Origin of the sequence: Butyricicoccus sp. AM78-15b2TA, assembly GCF_027665985.1 — a bacterium.
GTDB lineage: Bacteria > Bacillota > Clostridia > Oscillospirales > Butyricicoccaceae > Agathobaculum > Agathobaculum butyriciproducens.
The window spans coordinates 108,515-130,692 of the sequence record NZ_JAQEHY010000002.1; the positions used below are offsets into that span (position 1 = coordinate 108,515).

The 22,178-nt window shown below is 46.8% G+C and carries 21 protein-coding genes; all 21 read left to right on the forward strand.

Annotated features, from left to right (window positions below; translation table 11 throughout):
- Positions 1 to 29: 29 nt before the first annotated feature.
- The 21 genes from PGS25_RS02520 (at position 30) to PGS25_RS02620 (ending at position 22,151) form a co-directional block, all read left to right on the forward strand.
- A complete protein-coding gene (locus tag PGS25_RS02520; RefSeq protein WP_270417600.1) occupies positions 30 to 950 on the forward strand; it encodes a PcfK-like family protein in 921 nt (306 codons plus the stop codon).
- Positions 951 to 974: 24 nt separating this feature from the next.
- Complete coding sequence (locus PGS25_RS02525; RefSeq protein WP_270417601.1) at positions 975 to 1,517, forward strand: DUF7666 domain-containing protein; 543 nt, start codon at positions 975 to 977, stop codon at positions 1,515 to 1,517.
- 1 nt (position 1,518) lies between these two features.
- Positions 1,519 to 3,705, forward strand: coding sequence for a PcfJ domain-containing protein (locus PGS25_RS02530; protein ID WP_270417602.1), 2,187 nt, complete (start codon positions 1,519 to 1,521; stop codon positions 3,703 to 3,705).
- Positions 3,706 to 3,771: 66 nt separating this feature from the next.
- Entirely contained in the window at positions 3,772 to 4,029 is a 258-nt protein-coding gene (locus PGS25_RS02535) for a hypothetical protein (protein ID WP_173885150.1), read from the forward strand.
- Positions 4,026 to 4,349, forward strand: a complete 324-nt coding sequence (locus PGS25_RS02540) for a hypothetical protein (RefSeq protein ID WP_003501931.1) — start codon at positions 4,026 to 4,028, stop codon at positions 4,347 to 4,349. The genes PGS25_RS02535 and PGS25_RS02540 overlap by 4 nt, the downstream gene beginning before the upstream one ends.
- On the forward strand, positions 4,349 to 6,373 hold the full coding sequence (gene ligA, locus PGS25_RS02545; protein WP_270417604.1) for an NAD-dependent DNA ligase LigA: 2,025 nt from the start codon (positions 4,349 to 4,351) through the stop codon (positions 6,371 to 6,373). Before PGS25_RS02540 ends, ligA begins: the two co-directional genes overlap by 1 nt.
- Before the next feature lie 109 nt (positions 6,374 to 6,482).
- Entirely contained in the window at positions 6,483 to 8,600 is a 2,118-nt protein-coding gene (locus tag PGS25_RS02550) for a hypothetical protein (protein WP_270417605.1), read from the forward strand.
- Positions 8,597 to 11,071 (forward strand): hypothetical protein, encoded by a 2,475-nt coding sequence (locus tag PGS25_RS02555; protein ID WP_270417606.1) that lies wholly within the window; start codon positions 8,597 to 8,599, stop codon positions 11,069 to 11,071. The genes PGS25_RS02550 and PGS25_RS02555 overlap by 4 nt, the downstream gene beginning before the upstream one ends.
- A complete protein-coding gene (locus tag PGS25_RS02560) occupies positions 11,064 to 11,693 on the forward strand; it encodes a hypothetical protein (RefSeq protein WP_270417607.1) in 630 nt (209 codons plus the stop codon). The genes PGS25_RS02555 and PGS25_RS02560 overlap by 8 nt, the downstream gene beginning before the upstream one ends.
- Before the next feature lie 124 nt (positions 11,694 to 11,817).
- The gene (locus PGS25_RS02565; protein WP_080908646.1) at positions 11,818 to 12,006 is read left to right on the forward strand and encodes a helix-turn-helix domain-containing protein; all 189 of its coding nucleotides are present in this window, start codon (positions 11,818 to 11,820) and stop codon (positions 12,004 to 12,006) included.
- Positions 11,999 to 12,691 carry a response regulator transcription factor gene (locus tag PGS25_RS02570; RefSeq protein WP_050624142.1) on the forward strand — a complete coding sequence of 231 codons (693 nt, stop codon included), beginning with the start codon at positions 11,999 to 12,001 and terminating at the stop codon, positions 12,689 to 12,691. The genes PGS25_RS02565 and PGS25_RS02570 overlap by 8 nt, the downstream gene beginning before the upstream one ends.
- A 5-nt stretch (positions 12,692 to 12,696) precedes the next feature.
- Positions 12,697 to 13,614: a sensor histidine kinase gene (locus PGS25_RS02575; protein WP_270417609.1), complete on the forward strand. Its 918-nt coding sequence runs from the start codon at positions 12,697 to 12,699 to the stop codon at positions 13,612 to 13,614.
- A 134-nt stretch (positions 13,615 to 13,748) separates the two neighbouring features.
- Positions 13,749 to 14,675, forward strand: a complete 927-nt coding sequence (locus PGS25_RS02580; RefSeq protein ID WP_270417610.1) for an ABC transporter ATP-binding protein — start codon at positions 13,749 to 13,751, stop codon at positions 14,673 to 14,675.
- The gene (locus PGS25_RS02585) at positions 14,668 to 15,462 is read left to right on the forward strand and encodes an ABC transporter permease (RefSeq protein ID WP_117492181.1); all 795 of its coding nucleotides are present in this window, start codon (positions 14,668 to 14,670) and stop codon (positions 15,460 to 15,462) included. The genes PGS25_RS02580 and PGS25_RS02585 overlap by 8 nt, the downstream gene beginning before the upstream one ends.
- A gap of 12 nt (positions 15,463 to 15,474) precedes the next feature.
- Positions 15,475 to 16,290 (forward strand): ABC transporter permease, encoded by an 816-nt coding sequence (locus tag PGS25_RS02590; protein ID WP_117492179.1) that lies wholly within the window; start codon positions 15,475 to 15,477, stop codon positions 16,288 to 16,290.
- Between the two features lie 5 nt (positions 16,291 to 16,295).
- The gene (locus PGS25_RS02595; protein ID WP_270417612.1) at positions 16,296 to 16,757 is read left to right on the forward strand and encodes a hypothetical protein; all 462 of its coding nucleotides are present in this window, start codon (positions 16,296 to 16,298) and stop codon (positions 16,755 to 16,757) included.
- 59 nt (positions 16,758 to 16,816) lie between these two features.
- Positions 16,817 to 17,251, forward strand: coding sequence for a winged helix-turn-helix domain-containing protein (locus tag PGS25_RS02600; protein WP_270417613.1), 435 nt, complete (start codon positions 16,817 to 16,819; stop codon positions 17,249 to 17,251).
- A 271-nt stretch (positions 17,252 to 17,522) separates the two neighbouring features.
- Positions 17,523 to 18,212, forward strand: a complete 690-nt coding sequence (locus PGS25_RS02605; protein WP_270417614.1) for a response regulator transcription factor — start codon at positions 17,523 to 17,525, stop codon at positions 18,210 to 18,212.
- The gene (locus PGS25_RS02610) at positions 18,209 to 19,240 is read left to right on the forward strand and encodes a sensor histidine kinase (RefSeq protein ID WP_270417615.1); all 1,032 of its coding nucleotides are present in this window, start codon (positions 18,209 to 18,211) and stop codon (positions 19,238 to 19,240) included. The genes PGS25_RS02605 and PGS25_RS02610 overlap by 4 nt, the downstream gene beginning before the upstream one ends.
- A 128-nt stretch (positions 19,241 to 19,368) precedes the next feature.
- The gene (locus PGS25_RS02615; RefSeq protein WP_270417616.1) at positions 19,369 to 19,629 is read left to right on the forward strand and encodes a hypothetical protein; all 261 of its coding nucleotides are present in this window, start codon (positions 19,369 to 19,371) and stop codon (positions 19,627 to 19,629) included.
- A gap of 101 nt (positions 19,630 to 19,730) precedes the next feature.
- Entirely contained in the window at positions 19,731 to 22,151 is a 2,421-nt protein-coding gene (locus tag PGS25_RS02620) for an ABC transporter permease (protein ID WP_270417618.1), read from the forward strand.
- The last annotated feature ends 27 nt before the right edge of the window (positions 22,152 to 22,178 follow it).

Consider the following 22,178-nt stretch of genomic DNA (forward strand, 5'->3'; position numbering starts at 1 on the left):
ATGCCTTTTTTGCGAAAGGAGATTTTACAATGGGTGTTTTTTCAGAAATAGCAATGGAGCAGCAAAACAGTATGTTTGATTCATCTGCAGCCTTTGAGGATGATGAAGCCTTTGAGCTGGAGGAGATGGAATCTTTGCCTGTGCCGCCTGTAGGTACAGACACTGCCCCGGTATCGGCTGCATCGGTTTCTGCCGGTGAGGCTGCTTTGGCTGATGCAGAGGAGGAGCCTGCGGATGAAGTAGCGCCTGCTGGGGAAGAGAAGTATGCTGAGGAGGGGAATTCGGCACAAACGCCCGCTGCAGAAGATGAAGAAAAAAAGCGTGCGGAGCATGAGGCGGCTGAAGCCCAGCGCAAAGCGGAATTTGACGCCAAACAGCAGGCGAAGAAAGCCGCGGAGCAGGAGCAGATTGCCCGTCTGGAAGCGATGAGTGATGAAGAAGTAATCGCGGCCTCTACACAACGGGTAAGTACCGATGTGGAAAAACTGACACGGCGCAATATGAAGGAATGTGTGTCCGAGCATATCCAGATGCTCTGTATGGAAGATACGGCGTTTGCCCGTCTGACGATGCATCCGAAAAAGAACATGATCCGCTGTTTCCAGTACATCAACCGAAAGGCATGGGATTATGTGCAGGATGAACTAAAAGCAAGCGGAACCCGCCCTGGTCCCGGACAGCAGACATATGGCTGCGATGTGCCGGATGATATGTGCTATCAGTGGGCGGAAGATTATTTCCGTGACCCTGATGCCAAGGAAGACCATGAGGATGAGGAGAAGTTTGTTCCCAAGCCGTATGCTGGGAAGTCCTCTGCAAAAAGCAGACCCAAGAAGACGGCAGAGAAGAAAAAAACAGAACCCAAGGCGGCGCCCAAGCAGGAGGAAAAAAAGCCTTCTCAGGATGGGCAGATGTCGCTGCTGGATTTTGGGATGGCAAAGGCAGGCTGAGCCGGCAAAGGGGGAAAATGCAGAATGATTGCTTATAAGGGTTTTCGCCCCGGGCTGATATGCCGTGGCTATCAGTTTGTGATGGGGCTCAATACGACTGAAAAAGCAAATTGCAGGGAAAATGGATTTCACTGCGCAGAAGACCCGCTTGACTGCCTTAGTTATTATTCCAGCCTGGAGCATTCGGAATATTATATTGTCAACGCCGGCGGCGACATCGATGAAGATGAGCATGACTCCAAAATCGCCTGTACGGAGCTGACTGTGATTAAGCGGCTAACCAAAGAGGAGCTGTTTTTACATGGTTTGGCCTACATGGTAGATCATCCGCGCAGGGTGTGGAGCTCCCATGTGACAGCCAACCGGGCAATGGCGAACTGTGGTTATGCGGTGGTACGGGGCAAAGACCCCGTTGCCACCGGCAGACTGGGAGACATCCTTGCTTTTGCGAAGGAAGCGCCGGATTCGGAAAGCATCGTACAGGTTGCGGTGGGCCAGATTGACGGTGTTACATTGCTGCCGGATGTGTGGTATGGCGTAGATTTGACAAAGAGGATGGTGAATTGAGATGAAAAAACGAGCCCTGATGGCGTTTCCAAAGCTGACAGCGACGGATGAAATGAAGCAGATCGCGGCTTCAGATCTACCAAGAAAAGAAAAAACGGACTACGGATATGTTCGGGAAGTCTGTGAGTATTATACCTACCTGAGATGTATCAAGCAGGATGGGATATTGAAGGTGGCTCTCTTTTTCCCAGAGCATCTTCGCTTGGATGGGAGTAATCCGGCCTATGAAGTGTATCTGGATAAAGAAAAGCGGCAGTTTATTACCTATAACAGCCTGATGCAGAAATGGTGCGAATCCAAGTTGGACAGACTGGACTGGAAGCGGCAATACTGGTATACCAAAGCCTATTGGATCAGCGAGGAAGATGAGACATCTATACAGACATATCTGAACATTGATAAAAAAGCGGTAGAGGCCATCCTGCAGTTTCAGCGGGATGTGCGCGATGAACAGCTCGAACAGCGGCACCGGCGGGAAACTGATCCATGGGATAAAGATATGGAACAGGTGCCGGAACTTCCGAAGGACTGGAGTCGATGGGTGGATAAGGTTGCCATCCGGCAAAATTACATTTACTACCACTACAAAAAGGGCGGCGCCAAAAAAGGCTACTGTACCTACTGCGAAAAGGAAGTACCGATCAAGGTACATCCACATCACAATCAAAAAGGCCGCTGTAGTTGTTGCCGCCATTCGGTGGTATTCAAAGCCTATGGACGAGCGGGGTATATGCAGACAGAAAAACATTTTGCCTACCTGATCCAGCGATGCAAAGATGGCTTTGTAGTTCGTGAATTTCAGGCTGACCGGACATACAGAAAAGAAAGCCTTCCAAATTCCAGACTTTATTGCCGGGAAATCCGGCGTACTATCTATGACAGAGAACTAAAGCCCAGAAGCTATTACTGGGGGATGTATAAACAGCGTAATATGCGTTGGATTTCCGGAAGTCCCTGTTCTTATAGCTGGTATGGTTCGGATGATGGACGGGTCTATGGAAAAACGCTGCCAACTCTGGAACAGAAGGAACTTCGATGTACAGGGCTGGTCAACTGGATTCGGAAGCAGAAAAGCGTTGATCCGGAAAAATATCTGGCTGTGCTCGAACGGATACCGCAAATGGAACAGATCAGCAAGGCGAGCCTGCCGAAGCTTGCCAGAGAATGTTTCAGCTCCTGCGGAATGGTCAGTGAACTTATCAAAAACCGTAGCACAGGGAGTCTGATTAAAGCCTTGGGCCTTGACAGCAGGCGGTTTCAGTGCCTTCGGTTCCATAATGGAGGCTGCGACCTGCTGCGGTGGCTGCAATATGAAAAGGGCACCGGCAGGGAAATCCCGGATAATGTCCTTTTGTGGATGTGTCAGCAGGATATTAAGCCCAGGGATGTCCAGTTCATTGCCGACCGCATGAGCATGGTGCAGGTCTACAACTATGTGCGGCGTCAGATGCCATCTTTCCGGCAAAACAGTCATGAGGTACTGCGTACCTGGGAGGATTATCTTTCCATGGCAAAGAAACTGCACATGGATGTATATGATGAGATTGTATATCGCACCAGAAAACTGCGGCGGCGCCACGATGATCTGGTGCTCAAATGCCAGGAGAAGGATATTGAACTACAGGCCGAGGAGATGGAGGAGAAATTCCCCCATGTTAATGCCATCTGTCAGGAAATCAAGGCGAAATATGAGTACGCCGATGCGGATTACATGGTAGTGGTGCCAAGCGGCATTCTGGACATTATTACCGAGGGGCGCGCGCTCCATCACTGTGCAGGCAGCAGCGACCGCTACTGGGATCGGATTGAGCGGCGAGAAAGCTTTGTGATGTTTCTGCGTAAAACGGCTGATCCTTTCCATGCCTATTACACGCTGGAAGTAGAGCCGGATGGAACAGTGCGGCAGAAACGGACGGAATATGACCGGCAGAAGAAGGATATTGAGCAGGCAACCGAGTTTCTGCAGAAGTGGCAGCGGGTGATTACTGCCAGACTGACAGAAAGCGACAAGGCGCTGGCTGCGGAAAGCCGGATTCTTCGTGAGAAGGAGTTTATCCAGTTGAAGAAGGATCGTGTCATCATCCATACCGGCCATTTGGCAGGAAGGCTTTTGGCGGATGTGCTGATGGCAGACCTGATGGAAAACACGGATAGCATCCAGTCTCCGGCATTGGCTGCTGCAGCGTGACAAAATGAGAATGGCAGGGCGTTCTTGAGGGCGTCCGGTCATTGATGAAGAAGGAAGGAGCAGAGCATGAAACAAATTGGAAATCTAGCAGTGGTTTGCGCCAGGCGCCAGGATGTGCTGCTGCAGGTCGGCAGTGAAAAGGTATGTGTCCATGTGGGAGCAGGGCCAGAGCGGAATACACTTCACGCAGCGTGGGACGATGATGACGCCATTCAGCGTATCGTTCATGAATTGAATTTTGGCAGGTATGCAGCCGGCAGAAATGGGCGGCATACCGCACAACAGGATTGCCCTGTGGGGCGGGGAAAGGAGAAAAGCGCATGATCAAAAACCTGAATCAGCTGCGCAGGACACTTCGGGAAGGGACGCAGTTGGAGATATTGGATCACTGCCGGCCGGAATGTATTGGGCAGATACGGAACATTACGCTGGTAAACACGCAGGGCTTTTATAGTACCGTAGCGAATCAGCCAGATGCGTCTGCCAACAGAGGCAACGGCGGCCGCGGCCCGATTCTTTGGTGGGGCAGAGCCGCCCACTGGCAGTTTGCAGACGGTGTTTGCAGTGTTTTCGACAGTGAACAGAAGCATACGGAAGAAGAACTAGTTATGTCCTTCCGGGTACTTGAAAAGGAGGCAGCATAATGGAACGGAATATTTTTGAAAAGCAGAGAGACTTGAATGACCGGCTCAACCGTTATCGGGATGAGTATTATAACCGCAACGCTCCCAGTGTGTCAGATGAGGTCTATGACAGACTCTTTGACGAGTTGAAAGAGTTGGAACAGGAAACGGGAATCCAAATGGCAAATTCGCCAACCCAGACAGTAGGCTATCCTGCGGTGAGCAGGCTGGAGAAAACCAGACATGAGATCCCGCTTCTGTCTTTGGATAAGACGAAGAGCAGTATGGATCTTCTGAATTTCATGGGTGAGCAGCAGGTGATGCTGATGCTCAAACTGGATGGCTTGACTGTAAAGTTGACCTATGAGAATGGAGAACTTCTGGAGGCGGCTACCCGTGGCGATGGTGACGAAGGGGAGATCATTACCCATAACACCCGAGCCATCAGCGGTATCCCTTCCCACATCACCTACAAAGAGAGACTGGTTGTTACGGGTGAGGGCTTTATCAGACCCAGTGATTTTGAGGAACTGAAGACCAGCCTGCAGGACAGCAGCGGTAAGCCCTATAAAAACGGCCGCAATCTGGCTGCCGGCTCCATCCGTCTGATGGATGCCAAGACATGTCAGGAGCGTCGGCTGGTTTTCATGCCATTCGGTGTGCTGGAGGGCTTTCCGAGCCTGACCCGGAAATCAGATAAGCTGCGGGAACTGCGTGCGCTGGGGTTCCAGCCCTGTAAGTATCTGGTCACAAAGCAGAAACTGACGCTGGAAAATGTGGAAGCCGGTATCTATCAGCTGCGGCAATATGCCACTGACAAAGATATCCCCATTGACGGTATCGTGGTTTCGTTTAACGACATCGCCTATGCCCAGAGCTGCGGCCGCACCGGACATCACTATAAGGACGGTCTGGCCTATAAGTTTGAAGATGACCTGCATGAGAGCTTGCTGCAGTACATCGAATGGACGCCGGGCAGAACCGGAGAGATTGCTCCGGTAGCAGTGTTTACGCCGGTGGAAATCGATGGCTGTGAGGTCAGCAGAGCCAGTCTGCACAACCTGTCCTTTATTGAGGATCTGGAACTGGTGGCTGGAAACCGGATTCTGGTAAGCAAGCGAAATATGATCATCCCACACGTGGAGGAAAATCTGGACAGAGGCGGCTTCTCTATGGTGGATACGATTCCTCATGTTTGTCCCTGCTGTGGACAGCCTACCCGCATCCATGAATCAAGTGGAAAGGGCGAAAATGGCGAGGATCGCATCATCAAGACGCTGTACTGTGATAACCTTGACTGCGAGACACGCCGACTGAAAAAGTTCGTCCATTTTGTCAGCCAGAAGGCGATGGACATTGAAGGGCTGTCGGAGGCTACATTGGAAAAATTCATCGGTCAGGGATTTATCCATAGTTATCTGGATATTTACCGTCTGGATCGTTACCGGGCTGAAATCGTCCGCATGGATGGGTTTGGTGAAAAGTCTTGGCAGCGCCTTTGGGACGCTATCCAGCAGAGCCGGAATACCACCTTTGAACGGTATCTGATTTCTATGGACATCCCTATGATCGGCAACACTGCCAGCAAGGTATTGGGTCGTGTGTTCCACTATGATTTGGATGCGTTCCGGGATGCGGTCTATGGCGGCTATGATTTCCGGCAGCTTCCGGATTTCGGGGAGATATTGCATAACAATATCCACGACTGGTTTTGCGTAGAAGATAATTTTTGTATTTGGGAGGAATTACAGACTATGATGAATATTCAAAAGCCTGCTGTGGCAGAACACAGCGAAGATAGGGGGCAGGATAATCCTTTTGTGGGAAAGACTATCGTAGTTACCGGCAAGGTGGAACCCTACACCCGGGACGGAATCAATGGCCTGATCGAATCACTGGGCGCCCATGCCGGCAGCTCGGTGTCCAAGAAAACGGATTATCTGGTCTGCGGCGAAAACGCCGGCAGCAAGCTGTCCAAGGCCAGAGATTTGAGAGTTACGGTGCTGTCGCCTGCGGAGTTCTTCAGCATGGCCGGCGCTGAGTAAGAAAATATAGCATACCATCCGTATGTTGTCAGTTGATTAATGGGGAGAGAGCCATGTTGCGGCTCTCTCCTCAATCTTTTATGGAAGATTTCGAATAGGAGGGATTTTAATGCATATCGACAGGATACCGGTTTACCGGGCATATCAGAGGGCTGTTGATCTGGAACTTTACCATGCCTTTGCCGAATTGGTCGTACAGACTTCTCAGGATAATACGGCGGGAAGGACTTACCGACAAATAAAGGCGAGGCAGATCTGGCAGCCGGAATCAGATGTATTCGGCTACTTTGAACCGTACAATCTGCGTTATCCCGGCGAAGTGCTGGAGCGGTTTGAGGAAAAACTGGGCAATGATGTTCGGGTGCTCCGCGCTCTGGCTCTGGCGCTGGGAAATACCTGTGCGATCCAGTCTGACAATATGTTTGTTGGCAATCAGCGGGGAACATTTCTCCAAAAGGTACGGCGATCTGCAAGAGAGGATGTGTACCTGCAGGGCGCTCTGTATCTGCTGGAAACGGATACCGCCCGGCGGCATAGCCTGCTGGATGAACTGGCGGCGAAGGTATATGTCAGAACGGAGGAGGCCTTGTTTGTACTGTCGTTGTTTGATGATGCCGAATACGGTTATCGGGCCATGCACGACCAGTTACTCCGACTGTTGACGCAGAACAGAACCATCTTCCCAACCGTCGATTTTGGGGCGTTTGAGTGGTTTATCCGTTTCTATGGAGAACAGGTAAAGAAATACCGGGGCAAAGCAGATCTGGCACTGCGCACATTGATGAAACTGCCCTATATGAACATGAAGCCGGATAGCCGGGAGTTTTTGGCTCTGCGCAAAGCAGGGTATCGCCATGATGAGATTGTACTGGCAAATTCTCTCGCTGTATGGGCGGACAGGCTGCCAGATCGGTTGAATTCCAGAAGTATTCCCGCTGAGAAAATCGCGGTGACATGTAGCCGGATGCTGCTGAATGATCCCCAAAACCTTTTAGAAGGATTTTATGAATATCTTGGGTGGCTGTTTTGGTTCTATAACAGCTTTACGGTCAAGTATGAAGGATTTCAGGGACTCTGGGAAGCGGTTCAATATGGTCTGAACCCCACAGCGCCGAAAACACTGTTATGGATGAACCAGACGATACAGAAGGATTTTCCGTATCGATTTGATGTGTTCGATCCTCAGTACGATGATCTGGCGAAGGAACTGGAACGGGACACCTATATGGAGTTGTTTACCTTGCAGATGCTGTATTCCAGGCAGACAATCCCTTTGAAACAGTGGCTTTCCAGATACAAGGAGCTGACCGGAGCCGACTATGCTGAATATTTTGGGAGCAGGCATACGAACAGCAGACGGGCGTTTGCCTTTCTGGTGGAAAAAAAGGAAATTGATTTATGGGAGTTTTTTGAGCAGCACAGGGATGATGGAGAATATGCACAACAACTGAAATTGCTGCGGGAGTACGCCCTGACAATTTCAAGCTGGAGGTGCTTCCGGTTTGTGGAGAGGCTGCTGGCTGAGTACACTTTTTCCCAGCTTCAAACGATATTTGGCGAGCGATTTTACTTTCACGAATGCTTTGTCAGGAGTGAGGGGTATTACAGCAGAAGGGAATATAAAACATGCATCAGCCGTCCATTTCTATCTGCGGAGCAGCATCGTCAGCTCTATGACTGGGTGGAGCGTTCAGTTTTCCAGACGGAGCCGGAAAAATATGAGGACTTTGTTTTAAGCGCCTTAAAAGCACCGGATATCCAACGCCTTTATGATAAAAAAGCGTTGGCGGCGGTGCTCCGGCAGCTTTTGCTACACAGTGAGTATAGTGGCTATGAAATCAACCGGCTGAAGGAAACATTCTATTCCAAGGAAGAGCTGGAGGATGAACGCAGAGCCGAAGTGGAGAAAAAAGAGCAGGAAAAACGGCTGGAGCAGGAAAAGCGGATCATAGAAAAACGGGAAAAGCTGTTGCAGTTTTATAACGGCAGCGCCGAATCCCTTATGAAATTCATAGGTGGATATTATTACCGGGATGAGAAGAAAGAGGTACTGGATATGGCATTTGATAAGTTGGTGGAATGGCCCGCCGGTTGTGTGCAGACAATGGATACCAAAGATGCACACGCTTTTTTTGAGCTGTGTGGTGAGTTGGTAAAGTCTGAACCCCGGCCAAGGCATGAGATTTTGAATATGGTACTGACAATGCTCGGAGGTGAAGCAGCATGAGAAATACATTAAAACATCTGACCCTTTTGACCAGAATGAAAGATGATGGCTTGCTTCCGGCGCTTACAGGCAGCTTTTCAGAGGATGCCATAGCGCAGGCATGTGGACAGGTGGAGACACTTCAATTACAGGAACGGCTGCGCATCCGGAAAACAAAGCGGATACAGGAAGAACTGATTCGTGTGCCGGACTTTGCAGCACTTTATGGCGCATTGTGCAGACAGGAGATTGGCGATGAAGAAATTGACTCAGCCTTAAAGTCAGCGGACGGGTTTGGAGAGAGACTGACAGCGTACCCACAAGAACAGGTGTTGGCAGTCATGAAATTGGAACTGTTGTCATCACTGCGGTTTGAATACCTGAAATACTATTTTCCCGTTGTGATGTATGAAGAAGAGGAGCAGGTCATATTGGATAACTTGCAGGCTTTTCCTATTGCAGAGTGGAAGGGGCTTTCCATGCTGACAGAACATCAGCGGGATATGATGCGGCAACCGTTTCTTGGTTCGTATCTGTTTTGCTGGCATCAAAATGAACGGAAAGCTCTGGAACTGTTGGAACAGAATCGTCCGCTCCAGAGAGTCTGCACCTTGCTTTATCGGTATGATGTGCGTCTGTTTCTGTCAGTAGAGCGCCTGAAAGATCTCCGTTGGATGAAAATGAACGATGTGGGAAAATTCCACCGGCTGTTGGCTGTGTTTGAATATGACGCAGAGGATTTATCTGCTTTTTTTGACCTCTGGCTGGACAACCATGCCGGACAGTATGATCTCAACTGGTTTATCTCCCAGCCACATCCTTTGAGCAAGGAACGGAGGGAAGAAATTTTATGCAACCAACTGAGTTATCTGAATGCTCTGTATGCCGGCAGGCTCCATCTGGATTTTAACGCTGTCCGGCAATTCCAGTTTTCAATTCTCATTTATGCGGTGGAGCATAGGAAAAAGCATTTTTTGGATTTGGTTGATCAGAACAGTGAAGCGTTCCTGTCCTTGGGGCGATACGCTCTTTTGTTTGAGCCAGGTTTTTGTGAGCACTGCAACATCAATTCCCTGACGCTGAAGAATTTGGAAGCCAGCGATTCTGTGAACCGCAGCGACAGCTTCTTTACGCTTCTGGAAGAAGGGCAGCAGTACACCTTTGAGGAAATGTATCAGCTTTGGCATCAGAAAGAGGTTTATGTCCGGTTATACACCATACTGACACCGCTTCCCATAGATCAGCGTTTGCTGACACTTCGGCAGCTGATAAAACGGGATCTGGTCAGCCAGTATACAGGAGATGCAGAGTTGGAGCAGCTTGGAAAATGTCTATTGGAAAGGCCGTTTAGCGAATGGTATCGAGGCTCATTTGGACATATCTGCGGATTGACCAGGAGTACTGCCATGAGATTGCTGCAGCACTACGAGCGGCTGCAGGCATTCATACCGGATTTCACTACAGAGTCGGATGCGGTATTTGCCCTCAATAATATGACGGCTCTTTTGGAAAGGACGGATTGGAAGCAGGTGCGCAAGGATATTCTGAAAACAGATGCAGACTGGTTGGATTTAAAAGAAAAACTGGCATTTTCGGACAATTTTGTGGAGCAGAACAGGGAGAATGTCACGGAGTTCTTACTGCGGGGCGGTGCGGCTATGGTACGCGCTCTTTATGGGGGACTGGACGGGCAGGAGCTGGCTGTTGAAGCGCTGCGGCGGATCGTACAGGCTGAATTGATGGGCCAGTTCTATAAACTCAAATATTTTGCCGGTGACCTGCAGCGTGAGATCCGCTACCTTGTCAGCGAGATGCAGGAGAGCCTCTGGAAGAAAAATCTTTCGTTGGCGCGAGGTGCATTTTGGGCAGAAGAGGTGGATGATTTTTACCACACGCTGCGGCTTGGTGAACTTCCTCATAGTACCTGCTTGTCTTACCGTACTGGAAGCCAGAGGGAGTGCCTGTTAGCTGCCTTTGACTCTAATAAGAAGATTGTTCTTGTGAAAAAGGATGAAGCGGTGGTGGCTCGTGCCTGTCTCCGCTTGACAAAAGGTGCATTTCAAAAACCGCCTGCCGTCGATTTTTCTTTTGCTGATCTGTCGCAGGAGAACATGAATATCGGAAAGCCTGTCACCAGTGAGAAGCCTGTGCTGTTCCTGGAGAGTATCTATACTTTCGGACTCAATGATATTGAAAAAGAGGAAGTAATGAAACTGGCAGTTTCCCTGATAACACAGAAAGCGGCAGAGCTGGGTGTTGTGGCTGTACTTGCAAGACGGTATCTGGGCTGCTATGAACGGGATGAGTATGTGCTTGCACCGTTCTATGTGTATATCTCAAAATCCAAAAACGGATGGCAGTATCTGGACTCTTTAGGCGGAGCGGCATATACCTCAGCAAAAGAGGAGTATGTAGAGCACCCCTTCCTGGTCATGCGGACTGCCATGCATCAAGCAGGAGCACATAACAGAAACGAGGTGGATTATGAATAATAGGACAATGGCAATAGTTTATGTGGATCGGGATAGTATTTCCCTCAAGACCCGTTCCAGAAATGGCTGTTCGCCGCAGCACTTTATTATTTTGAAAAAGGAATTGCAGCGGCTGGAGGAGGAGAAGTACTTAATCACCAAAGATATCCATTCCTATGCAGAACTGCGGCTGTGTGATGCCGTAGGCGGTGTCAAAGTGCTGGAGCTTTCCTTCACATGGCTGAAGGACGCTGGCAGAGACCGTGTTTCCAGCTACACCGAGCGGGTCAGGCTACCTTATGAGCCGTTTCGCTCATATGCGGCAGGTGAGGAAGAAATTGTTGATGGAACACGGTGGCGGATGCTGTCCATTCCAGAACAAAACCGGCCCAAGCTGGAGTTTCACAGCCGAAAAAATCTCAAGGCCGTAGCGGAGAATCCTATCCTGCGACACAAACTAGGAAAATTTCTGGATCAGCATTTTAATTGGTACAACTACGAACGCATCGTCCTGACGGATGATTACCTGCCTTACAGCTTCTTTTTTGAGGGCTACATGGTACAGGGTGCAAAGACTTGCGGCGGAGTAATCCTGCATGGCGAAGAGAACATCCAAACAGCGAAATACGGGATACATACTTAACAGGTTAATAGGAACGGAGCCGCAGGTCAGAGATGATCTGCGGCTCTTTATATAAGCATAATCACAATAGCCAGCTTGTACTATTCGAGATAAGGAACTATAATATGTCCTATGGAGGTGCAAAATGGACTATATGACACTAAAAGATGCCGCCGAGAAATGGGGCGTGACACCTCGTAGGGTAAATTATTATTGTGCTGGTGGACGTATCCCCGGCGCTGTGAAAATGGCTGGTGTTTGGCTGATCCCTAAAACTGCGGAGAAGCCGATTGATGGCCGGACAAAACAAGGGAAGGAGCTGAACCATGAATAAAATTTTGATTATAGATGATGACAGAGAACTGTGTGCTTTGATTAAACGCAGTGTGCAATCGGAACATATAGAAGCTGATTTTTGTAATACTGGAAAAGAGGGCTTGCAGAAATTAAAAGAGCAGGAATACCAGCTTGTGGTGCTGGATGTGATGATGCCTGGTATGGATGGCTTTGAAACGCTGGAAGAAATCCGCAAAGAGAACAGCCTGCCGATTTTGATGTTCACATCCAAAAATGACAGTGCTTCTAAAGTGCGGGGGTTACGGGCCGGAGCGGACGATTATCTGACAAAGCCGTTTGACATGGACGAACTGATTGCCCGTATTGCGTCCCTCATTCGCCGCTACACCCGCTTTAATCAGCAAACCGGAGCTGTGCAAAAACTGGATTTTGATGGATTGCAAATTGACCTTGAAAATCGTTCTGTTACGACGGAAAACGGCACTTTTGAACTTCCACCAAAGGAATTTGATCTGCTTCTGTACTGTGCAAAGCATCAAGGAAAGATTTTAACAAAACAGCAGATTTATGAGGAAGTATGGGGCGAAGAATATTTTTATGATGACAGTAACATTATGGCGATCATCAGCCGGCTTCGTAAAAAATTAGAAGTCAATCCTTCCAGTCCAAAGTATATCCAAACGGTCAAAGGGATTGGCTACCGTTTTAATAAGGAGGTGTAGCTGGTATGGAAATCATCGTTTTCTTGTCCATTGGGATTGCTGTTTTGGCTGTATTGACTTCCATCGTTCTCGTTCGGCGCGTAAAAAAGCAAATAGCAGAAATGACCGACGCTCTGGTTGATGTGAAAAACGGAAATGGCAACCGGCGTATTCTGTCTGCAACAAATGAACTGACAGCCCCTCTTGCCTATGAAATCAATGAGATCGTTGTGTCCTATGAAAGCAGACTTTCGATTGTCCGGCAGACAGAGGAAATCAACCGCCAGCTTATGACGAGCCTTTCCCACGATGTTCGGACGCCCCTTACAACCCTTATTGGGTATCTTGATGCTGCACATAAAGGGCTTGTTACAGGGAAAGATCGGGATGATTATATCGAAACCGCCCGCCGGAAAGCTCACGATCTGAAAGAATATATTGATGTTCTTTTTGACTGGTTCAAGTTAAATTCCGACGAGTTCGCTTTGGAAATCCAGCCTGTTGAGGCTGCAGAGCTGACAAGAAATATCCTGATCGACTGGATACCGATTTTTGAGGATAAACAGGTCGATTATGACATTGATATTCCGGAACAGCCTGTCCGGGTAAGATTGGATATGGACAGCTATATGAGGATCGTCAATAATCTCATTCAAAATGTAATTTCTCACAGCCATGCGGACAAAATTAAAATTGCCCTGTCAAAGAAGGGGAATAACATGGAGCTGCTGCTGGCTGATAATGGAGTGGGAATTGAGAAAGAAGATTTGAAACACATTTTTGAACGGCTTTATAAGTGTGATAAAGGACGATCTGAGAAAGGCAGCGGCCTTGGTCTTTCTATTGTCCACCAGCTTGTAGAAAAGATGGGTGGCAGCATAACAGTTGAAAGCGTACCAGGAAAAGGAACTACATTTATGTTGTATTTTCCTTTGGAGATTTAAACGGGTTCCCGTCCTTGCGGCGGGAACCCTTGTCATTTTGCCGGATTTCAAATTGCAAGGTTAATGCAAGGTTGCGACAAGGTTAATGCAAGGTTGGCGTGATAGAATACTTTACAGAACAGGAGGTTTTGAATATGGACACCAATTACATCATTGAAACAAAAAATCTGACGAAGCAATACGGCTCACAAAAGAGTGTGGCTGACTTAAATATCCATGTGAAGCGTGGGAGAATTTATGGTCTGCTGGGCAGAAACGGAGCCGGAAAAACTACTACTATGAAGATGCTGTTGGGCTTAACAAATCCGACTTCCGGGGAGGTCAAAATCTGGGGAAAGTCCTTGCAGGGAAACGAAAAGAAGTTACTGCCCCGTATTGGCAGTTTGATCGAGTCCCCAGGCTTTTATCCCAATCTGACCGGCACAGAAAACCTGCGTATCTTTGCCACCCTGCGGGGTGTACCAAACAATCATGCCGTCAAAGACGCTCTGGATCTGGTAGGACTGCCCTACAAAGATAAGAAGCTCTTTTCACAGTATTCCCTTGGCATGAAGCAGCGGCTTGCCATCGCCCTTGCTGTTATGCACGATCCGGAACTTTTGATTTTGGATGAGCCGATCAACGGCCTCGATCCCATCGGTATTGCAGAAGTGCGATCCTTTATCCGTGAGCTTTGCGATACAAGAGGAAAAACCATTTTAATCTCCAGTCACATTCTTTCGGAGATTTCCTTGCTGGCTGACGATATTGGAATTATTGACCACGGTGCATTGCTGGAAGAAGAAAGTCTTGCTGAGCTGGAGCAAAAAAGCAGTAAACATATCCGGTTCACGCTCTCTGATACTGCACAGGCGGCAAGAATTTTGGAACGCAATTTCCATGAAACCAATTTTTCCATACAAGACGACCACAATCTGCGTCTACACAATATGGAGCTACCCGTGGGGAAAATTGTAACTGTTTTTGTAGAAAACGGATTGGAGGTATCAGAAGCACATACCTGTGAAGAAAGTCTTGAAGATTACTTCAAGCGTGTGACAGGGGGCGAAGGAATTGCTTAAACTAATCAAATGCGAATTTTTGAAATTGAAACGGAAGCCATTGGTATTTATTTCCCTACTGCTTTCTGTTTTCATGCCATTGGCTTATGCTTTCTTTCTGGCAGATGTAAACACTGATGTGGATGCTGTAAATGGAGTGATGTCCAGCCTATTCCAGCTTAGTGCATATTTGCTTTTGATGCCGCTTCTTGTGATACTGGCTTCGAATCTGTTGTTTGAGGAACTTGATAATGACACACTGAAAAACCTTGTTACCGTACCGGTAAATAGAACCAAGCTGGTGCTGTCCAAGATGCTGGTTTTACTGTTGTTTGCCGTTGGCTTTATGGCAGTTGGAGGATTGGTAAATCTTGCGGTTTTGTTGTTTCAGGGTTGGAAACCGGTTGGGTTTTGGACCTTGTTTGGCGTTGGAATTGAAGAAGGGCTGATTATGTGGGTGGGCGCACTTCCCTGTATTCTGCTCGTTGTTCTTCTTAATAAAAACTATATCGTGTCTGTCGTGATTACCTTTTTCTATACGATTGCGAATTATATCCTTTCCATGAACGATATGTTTCTCACACAGCCTTTTGGTTTGAACATAGGAACCCTGTTTCCGGGGCCGCTGGCCTTCCGCTGGACATTCCAATTTTATGACCAAAGCCAGACCAGTGCGGAGTTAGCAGATTTGTTGGAACGGGTCAGTCCGTATTTTCTGAATGGTGTTCAGGTATTCGGTGTGATTATTGTGGAAGCCATTGTATTTCTTGCGCTGATTGCATTTGTTTACCAGCGACAGGAAATCTAAGGGGGTGTGACTATGTGGAACTTATTAAAATCGGAATTACTGAAACTGCGCCGGTGCCAGATTCTTTTGGTAGGACTGGTGGCGCTTGCACTCTGTCCTTTGGTTCAGTATGGAAGTCAGTTGATTGTGGAGGCAGAGTACCGAAATCCAAATTATGATTTTTCTGCACTATTTGAAAATGTTGTTTGGGGAAACACTCAGATATTCCTTCCAATTTCACTGGTAATGATCGGAGGATGGCTTATAGACAGAGAATCCACTCATGATACACTGAAAAACATCATGACAATTCCTGTTTCTATGCCGAAAATGTTGGGAGCTAAGTTACTTTTAGTCGGTATGCTTGCAGTTCTGCTGGGAATATACAGCGTTGGCATTACCTTGATTACTGGATTGACGGTTGGATTATCGGGACTGACAGCGGAAGTGTTTTTTCATGGAGGTACGCAGATCGTGTTAGCGGCTCTGACGACCTATTTGGTCTGTATGCCGCTGATCCTGATTTTTGGGCAGATCCGAGGGGCATATCTGGGCGGTTCCATTCTGGCGTTCTTCCTTGGATACAGCATGTTGTTTTTCAAAAGTGGTATCCTTGCCAGCATCTATCCGTTCTCTGCTGCGCTGATTTTAGTGGGATTTGACATGAGTGAATATGCCGGAACAACCACATCCTCAACCCCTTTGTTGGCGGTCATTGGGATTGGCATCATGGTTCTCTGGGCGGTGCTGTTGTTACTGATGTCCAGTAACAAAAAAGAAATGAAATCCCGTAAACAGGCAAATGCCAAGGGAAAAGGAAAGCGTGCTGTACGCAGGAAAGGAAGGTGATAGCTGTGAAGAAAATAGTTTTATCATTATGCCTGATACTATTGGGTGCTTCTGTGCTTTCAGGTTGTACAAAAGACGAATTTCTCGATCAGTATAACAATATTGTTCAGTCTGCTGGTTCCATAGCGCTTACCGGAAATTCATCCTTACAAGGTACGAAAGAAAAAGGAATTGATGATTATACAGGAAGCTATACAGCCAACTATGAGGATTTTTCAGATACAGAGTATTTGTTCGGCGGAACTTCCATAAAGCGTGAAGCTGGTAAGGATCTGGCTATTGACTGCGCGCTGGAGGTTACGGAGGGAACTGCAAAAGTATTTTGGATTTCTGGAGCTGATGAAGCAGTCACTTTGCTTGAAACAACCGGAACATATAGCGATACAATTACACTCCCTGAAGGCGGAAACTATATCGGCATTGAATGTGAGGATTTCACGGGAAGTATTGAATTGAATGTTGAATAGCATTCAGGCAATAGGAAAATTAAGTCATTGTATATTATGTATGTTCAAGGGAGGGATATATGGGAAAAATTTTTGTACTGTCGGTAACAGACCATGAAGAATATATACTTAGCAGAATTATGGAGATTATTGCGGCTGAGTCAGAATTTGACCATATTGTGTCATCCCACCCTCGTAATATTCTTGTTTTTCCGGGCTTGGAGCTTCGCCTGAAGGAGAGAACGGTACATCGAAACGGTGAGTTGATTTCTATGACCCATCGGGAATTTGCAACATTGGTATATTTGGCAAACCACCCATCCTGGGTATTTTCTGCCAGCCAGATCTATGAGGCTGTGTGGAATGCGGATGGTGAAAACTGCGGAACGGCCGTTGCCAGCGTCATAGGTCAGATTCGCAGAAAACTAACTCCGGATATGCCGAAAGCGGGCTATATTCGTACTGTTCTGGGGAGTGGATACAAATTTGAAGTTCCGCAGGGTATGGCAGAATAGTGGGATTTTTTAATTCAACTGCACATACCTATGTAACTACAAAAAGATTTAATATATAGTCAGCACCGCCGCAATCGTATAGTTTGCGGCGGTGTTTTTAATGTGTTCAACATGGCAAAAAGCCATTGTATGTATTTGTATTTTTATTCTTGTGCAGAAAAGTAGGCTATCCTATAATTAAAAAAGAAAAATATTTGGCTGGGACATTTCTGTAACATTTAATGTTTAGAATATCAGTATGATCGGAAAATTGGGAAAGGAAGTGAAGGCTTTGAAGAAGATTTTAATTGTAGAGGACGATCAGCTTTTGAATCGGACATTGGCATACAATCTGACCTCTGATGGATATGAGGTCATTTCGGTTTTTAATTTTGACAGCGCGGTAAGAAAGCTGCGGGAAAATGAATTTGATGTGGCGCTGTTGGACATTAACCTGCCCGATGGCAGCGGACTGGATCTGTGTGAAGAAATCCGGAATCGTGGTCAGCATACCTATATCATCTTTATCACAGCCAATGATAAGGAGAGCGATATGCTCAAGGGCTATGAAGTCGGCGGCGCGGATTATGTGACCAAACCATTTTCTGTGACGGTGCTTTGCAAAAAAGTAGCGGCGGTTTTTGCAAATCTGGAACTACGGACACCCCGGCATGATTTGTTTGATGATGGTTTTCTGAAAATCGACTTCTCTGAACAAAGTGCGTCCCTTGCCGGAGAACCCCTGGACTTTACACCAAAGGAATACCGCACCCTGTTCCTGTTCGTAAAGAACCCCCGGATTATTCTGACCAAGCGGCAGATTTTAGAGAAGCTGTGGGACATTGATGGAGACTTTGTGGATGAGCATACTCTAACGACGATCATCAGCCGTATCCGCAAAAAAATCGAAACAGAGGAGAGGAAATATATTAAGACAGCTTATGGAATGGGCTATCAGTGGATCGGCGGTGAGCCTCGATGAAGCTGCAAAATTTATCCGTCAGGGCATTTTTGAGAAAAATTGTGGCAGGGACTCTGCTCACTGCCGCTTTGTTGCTGTTGATTTTTTTCTTGATGACGAAAGATGTGCGGGTTGTCATCTGCGGCATTATTTTGACAGTTGCATTTTACATTTGGGGCGTGGTTTTCCTGCACTACTTTCAAAAGAAACTTTCTCTGTTCACCGATGGTTTGTGCCAGACATTGGATCACATGATGGACAGTACAGATCGGCCTCAGGTAGACTATGAAGCGGAAACACTGCTGTCCCGGATCAGCCACCGTCTGGAACAGCTCTACAATGTGATGCAAAAGACCAGACATACGGCGGAGGAAGAAAAGGAAGAACTGCAATCCATGGTATCGGATATTTCCCATCAGACCAAAACCCCTATCGCAAATCTGAAGCTGATCAACGATACCATGCTGACACGGCCATTGACAGAAGAAAAGCGCAAGGAGTTTTTGCAGGCCACGGGTACGCAGCTGGATAAATTGGATTTTCTCATTCAGGGAATGGTGAAAACTTCCCGTCTGGAAACGGGTGTCATTACGCTGGAGAAACAGGATGCTGTGATTGGGGATACGCTGGTGAACGCCATCAATGGTGTTCTGGCTCCGATGGAACAAAAAGAGATCAGCCTTTCGGTGGACTGCCCCCCTGATTTGACAATATCCCATGATGGCCGCTGGACTTCTGAAGCATTGTTTAACATTCTGGATAATGCGGTAAAGTACACCCCTTCTGGTGGCAGCATCCAGGTGAGGGTACGGGATTGGGAGATGTATTTGAGGATCGATGTGACGGATACGGGCAGAGGCATCCCGGAGCATTCCCAGGGTACGATCTTCAAACGCTTCTACCGGGATGAAGCGGTACATGATATAGATGGGGTCGGAATCGGCTTATACCTTGCCCGTGAGATCATTACCATGCAGGGCGGATATATTACCGTTGAGTCCAAAGTCGGGGAAGGATCGACTTTTTCCGTATTCCTGCCCATAAAATAATTCTGAGGCAGTCTGTTTTGGCAGGCTGCCTTTTTTAAAAAAATTTTAGTGGACAATGGATTTTAGGACAATTCTGCAACATTTGGGGGTTATGCTGACAGCAACACCATGGAATTGGAGGCGGCCTTATGGAAATCACAAAGACATTACTCATCAATGCAGCTTGTCTGCTGATCCCACCGATTGTTGTTGTTCTGCTATTCCGGTACATCTTTCTAAGGAAAATCAGATGGGCGGCTGGTGTGGTAGCTCTGATAGATTTGGTGATCTTCTGGACAGATATTTTTTATTATGAGAGCGTTTGGCTGACGCTGTTTTTTGTTGTAATTCAGTTAGCAACGGTTCTGCTTATATCTATCCGGTTTTATAAAAAAGACACACGGAAATGAATTGTCCTAAAATTGAAGCAATTCAGTCCAAAATTTGAGAGTGTTTAGGACATTTCTGTAACAATTCAGTTTTAGGCTATAATGGAAAGGAGTTGGTGGGTATGACATTACCATTTGAAAATGATACTAGCCGGATTGTCAAAAAGTATGCCAAGCACAGTATCAGTCAAAGCCGGGTTAAAACATTTTTATCTGTTTTGACCATCGCATTGGCTGTTGCCTTGCTGTCTGGTTTTGCTTTGTCTGTGATTGGGATGGAAACCGAAGCAAAACGAGGGCTGCTTATGTCAAGTCAGATGTTATATCACAATCTGAATGACGAACAGATGCAGGCCTTGCGGTATGATGAAAGAATTTCAGACTCAAAGATATATATGCAGGCGGCAAATACCCAGATTGAAAACTATCTGGTGATTCCTGTCTATATTGAGCAAAATGACAGCCAAATCGTTATGGATAAAATTGTGAAAGGCCAGTATCCCACGGGACTTTATGATGTAGCTGTGGATAAGACATATTTGGAGCAACTGGGGCTTCCAGTGGAGTTGGGGGCAACAATCACAATCCCTTTTTATGATGGGAATAGGGAAACTTTTACTGTGGTAGGTCTTACAGATAGCGGTTCCACAGAACGAGTATATTCCCTTTACTGTTCCAAGCAGTATGCGGAATCTGGAAGCCAATTCCAGCATTCTGTAACAGCGTTGGCCGTTCAATTTGCCCATGCCGATGAAATGTCCAAGCAAGCATTTGAAACCATGACCAAGCAAATTGAAACTGACTACGGTATCCCAGCACAAAATTCTGATCCGAATGATGGTTTTCTTTCTTCCCTGGAGCCGAATTGGGAAGATATTCAGATTGTTATTATCTTTTCTTTTGCTGTACTCTTTGTCAGTTATTTGGTGATTTACAGCATTTTCTATATTTATGTGCATAATCAGGTGCGGGAATTTGGGCAGTTGCGTACAATGGGAACAACTGCAAAACAGATTAAGAAAATTCTTCGGGTACAAGGTAGGATTTTCTGTGTTTGTGGTACAGCTTTGGGGCTGGTAATCGGTGGGATCGCAGCCTTTCTGTTCAAGCCAAACGGATGGAGCTGGGGTAATACCGCAATAACCAGTATTGTAATTTTCCTTCTTGTCTATGGCATGATATGTCTGGCTATGAGTAAGCCTGCAAAAATTGCAGGCAGCATTTCACCGATTGAGGCAGCAAAAAACACTGGATATGAGAGTTTTCCTGCTGTTTCAAAGAAACTGCATCGGAAAATCACCCCTTTTTCACTGGCTATTATGGGAAGTTCTCGCAATCGGAAAAAGTGGATTGTAACTGTTCTTTCGTTAGGTATTGCAGGAATCATGTTTATGGGAGGAACAACACTCCTTTCTTCTCTGGATATGGAGCGCCTTGCAAGACATGGGCTTTTAGAATATGGAGAATTTGAAGTTGAGCTTTCCAGAAATGCGATCAAGAATGACCCGCATGGACAAACTGGAGTCCAGTTAAAGAATCCTTTGAATGAAGATTTGATACAGACCATTGCGCAGATGGAGGGTGTTGCAGAAGTTTCGGAATATCAAACATTAGAGGCAAAATTTGAATACAACGGAGTGACTAAAAAAGAAAATATTACCCCATTCACACCAGATCAGCAGGCCCTCTTGGAAGAATATTTGGTGACTGGTACAGCTAATTACTCCATCATGGCTGAAAACCATGAAATTCTGGTGTTGCGAAATGAATATGCAGACTACATCTACGACTGGACATTTCATGTTGGAGACACGGTGAAGTTCCGCTGGTTTGATGGGATACAGGAGCAGGAGGCAGAGTTTAGAATTGCCGGAGAAATCAGTGATGGTATCTTTGAAGATGATGGTGGTGGTAAACTTTTTGGAAAAACAGGATTTTTCCTACTGCCGGAAGAACTAATGAATCAAATGATGCCATCTGGCTTTAACTTCAATAGTCAGTTGCTGGTTCGTATGGATGACCTATCACAAGAGCCTGCCCTTCGGAAAGCTATGAATGATCTGGTTGATACCACACCAATGGTAACAATGGAATCTCTCTATGACTATTATCAAGACAGCAAGGCTATGTATCAACGCACCAGTCTTGTGATATGGGGGATGTGTGGATTCATCATGCTGTTTGCTGTTATCAATTTGGTAAATACACTGATTGCTACGATACTCTCCCGCAAACACGAATTTTCTGTTCTACGCTCCGTTGGTCTGGCAAAAAAGCAGCTAAGGCAGACAGTACAGTGTGAAGGTATCTTGCTGGCTTTTTGGAACATTTGTATTACTGTCCTAATTGGAACTGCGGTCGGTTATGGAATTATTCGCTATCTGAATTATGTTGGCGACGATACTTGGGTGTGGCATTTCCCAGCAGTACATTTTGCTGGATATATGATAGTGGCAATTTTACTTCCTGTTTTGATTGCTGCCGCCCTGATTCATCTTTTGGAAAAAAAGTCTATTGTGCAGCAGTTGAGAGAGATAGATTAAGCAATTAGAAATATCCTAAAATTGAAG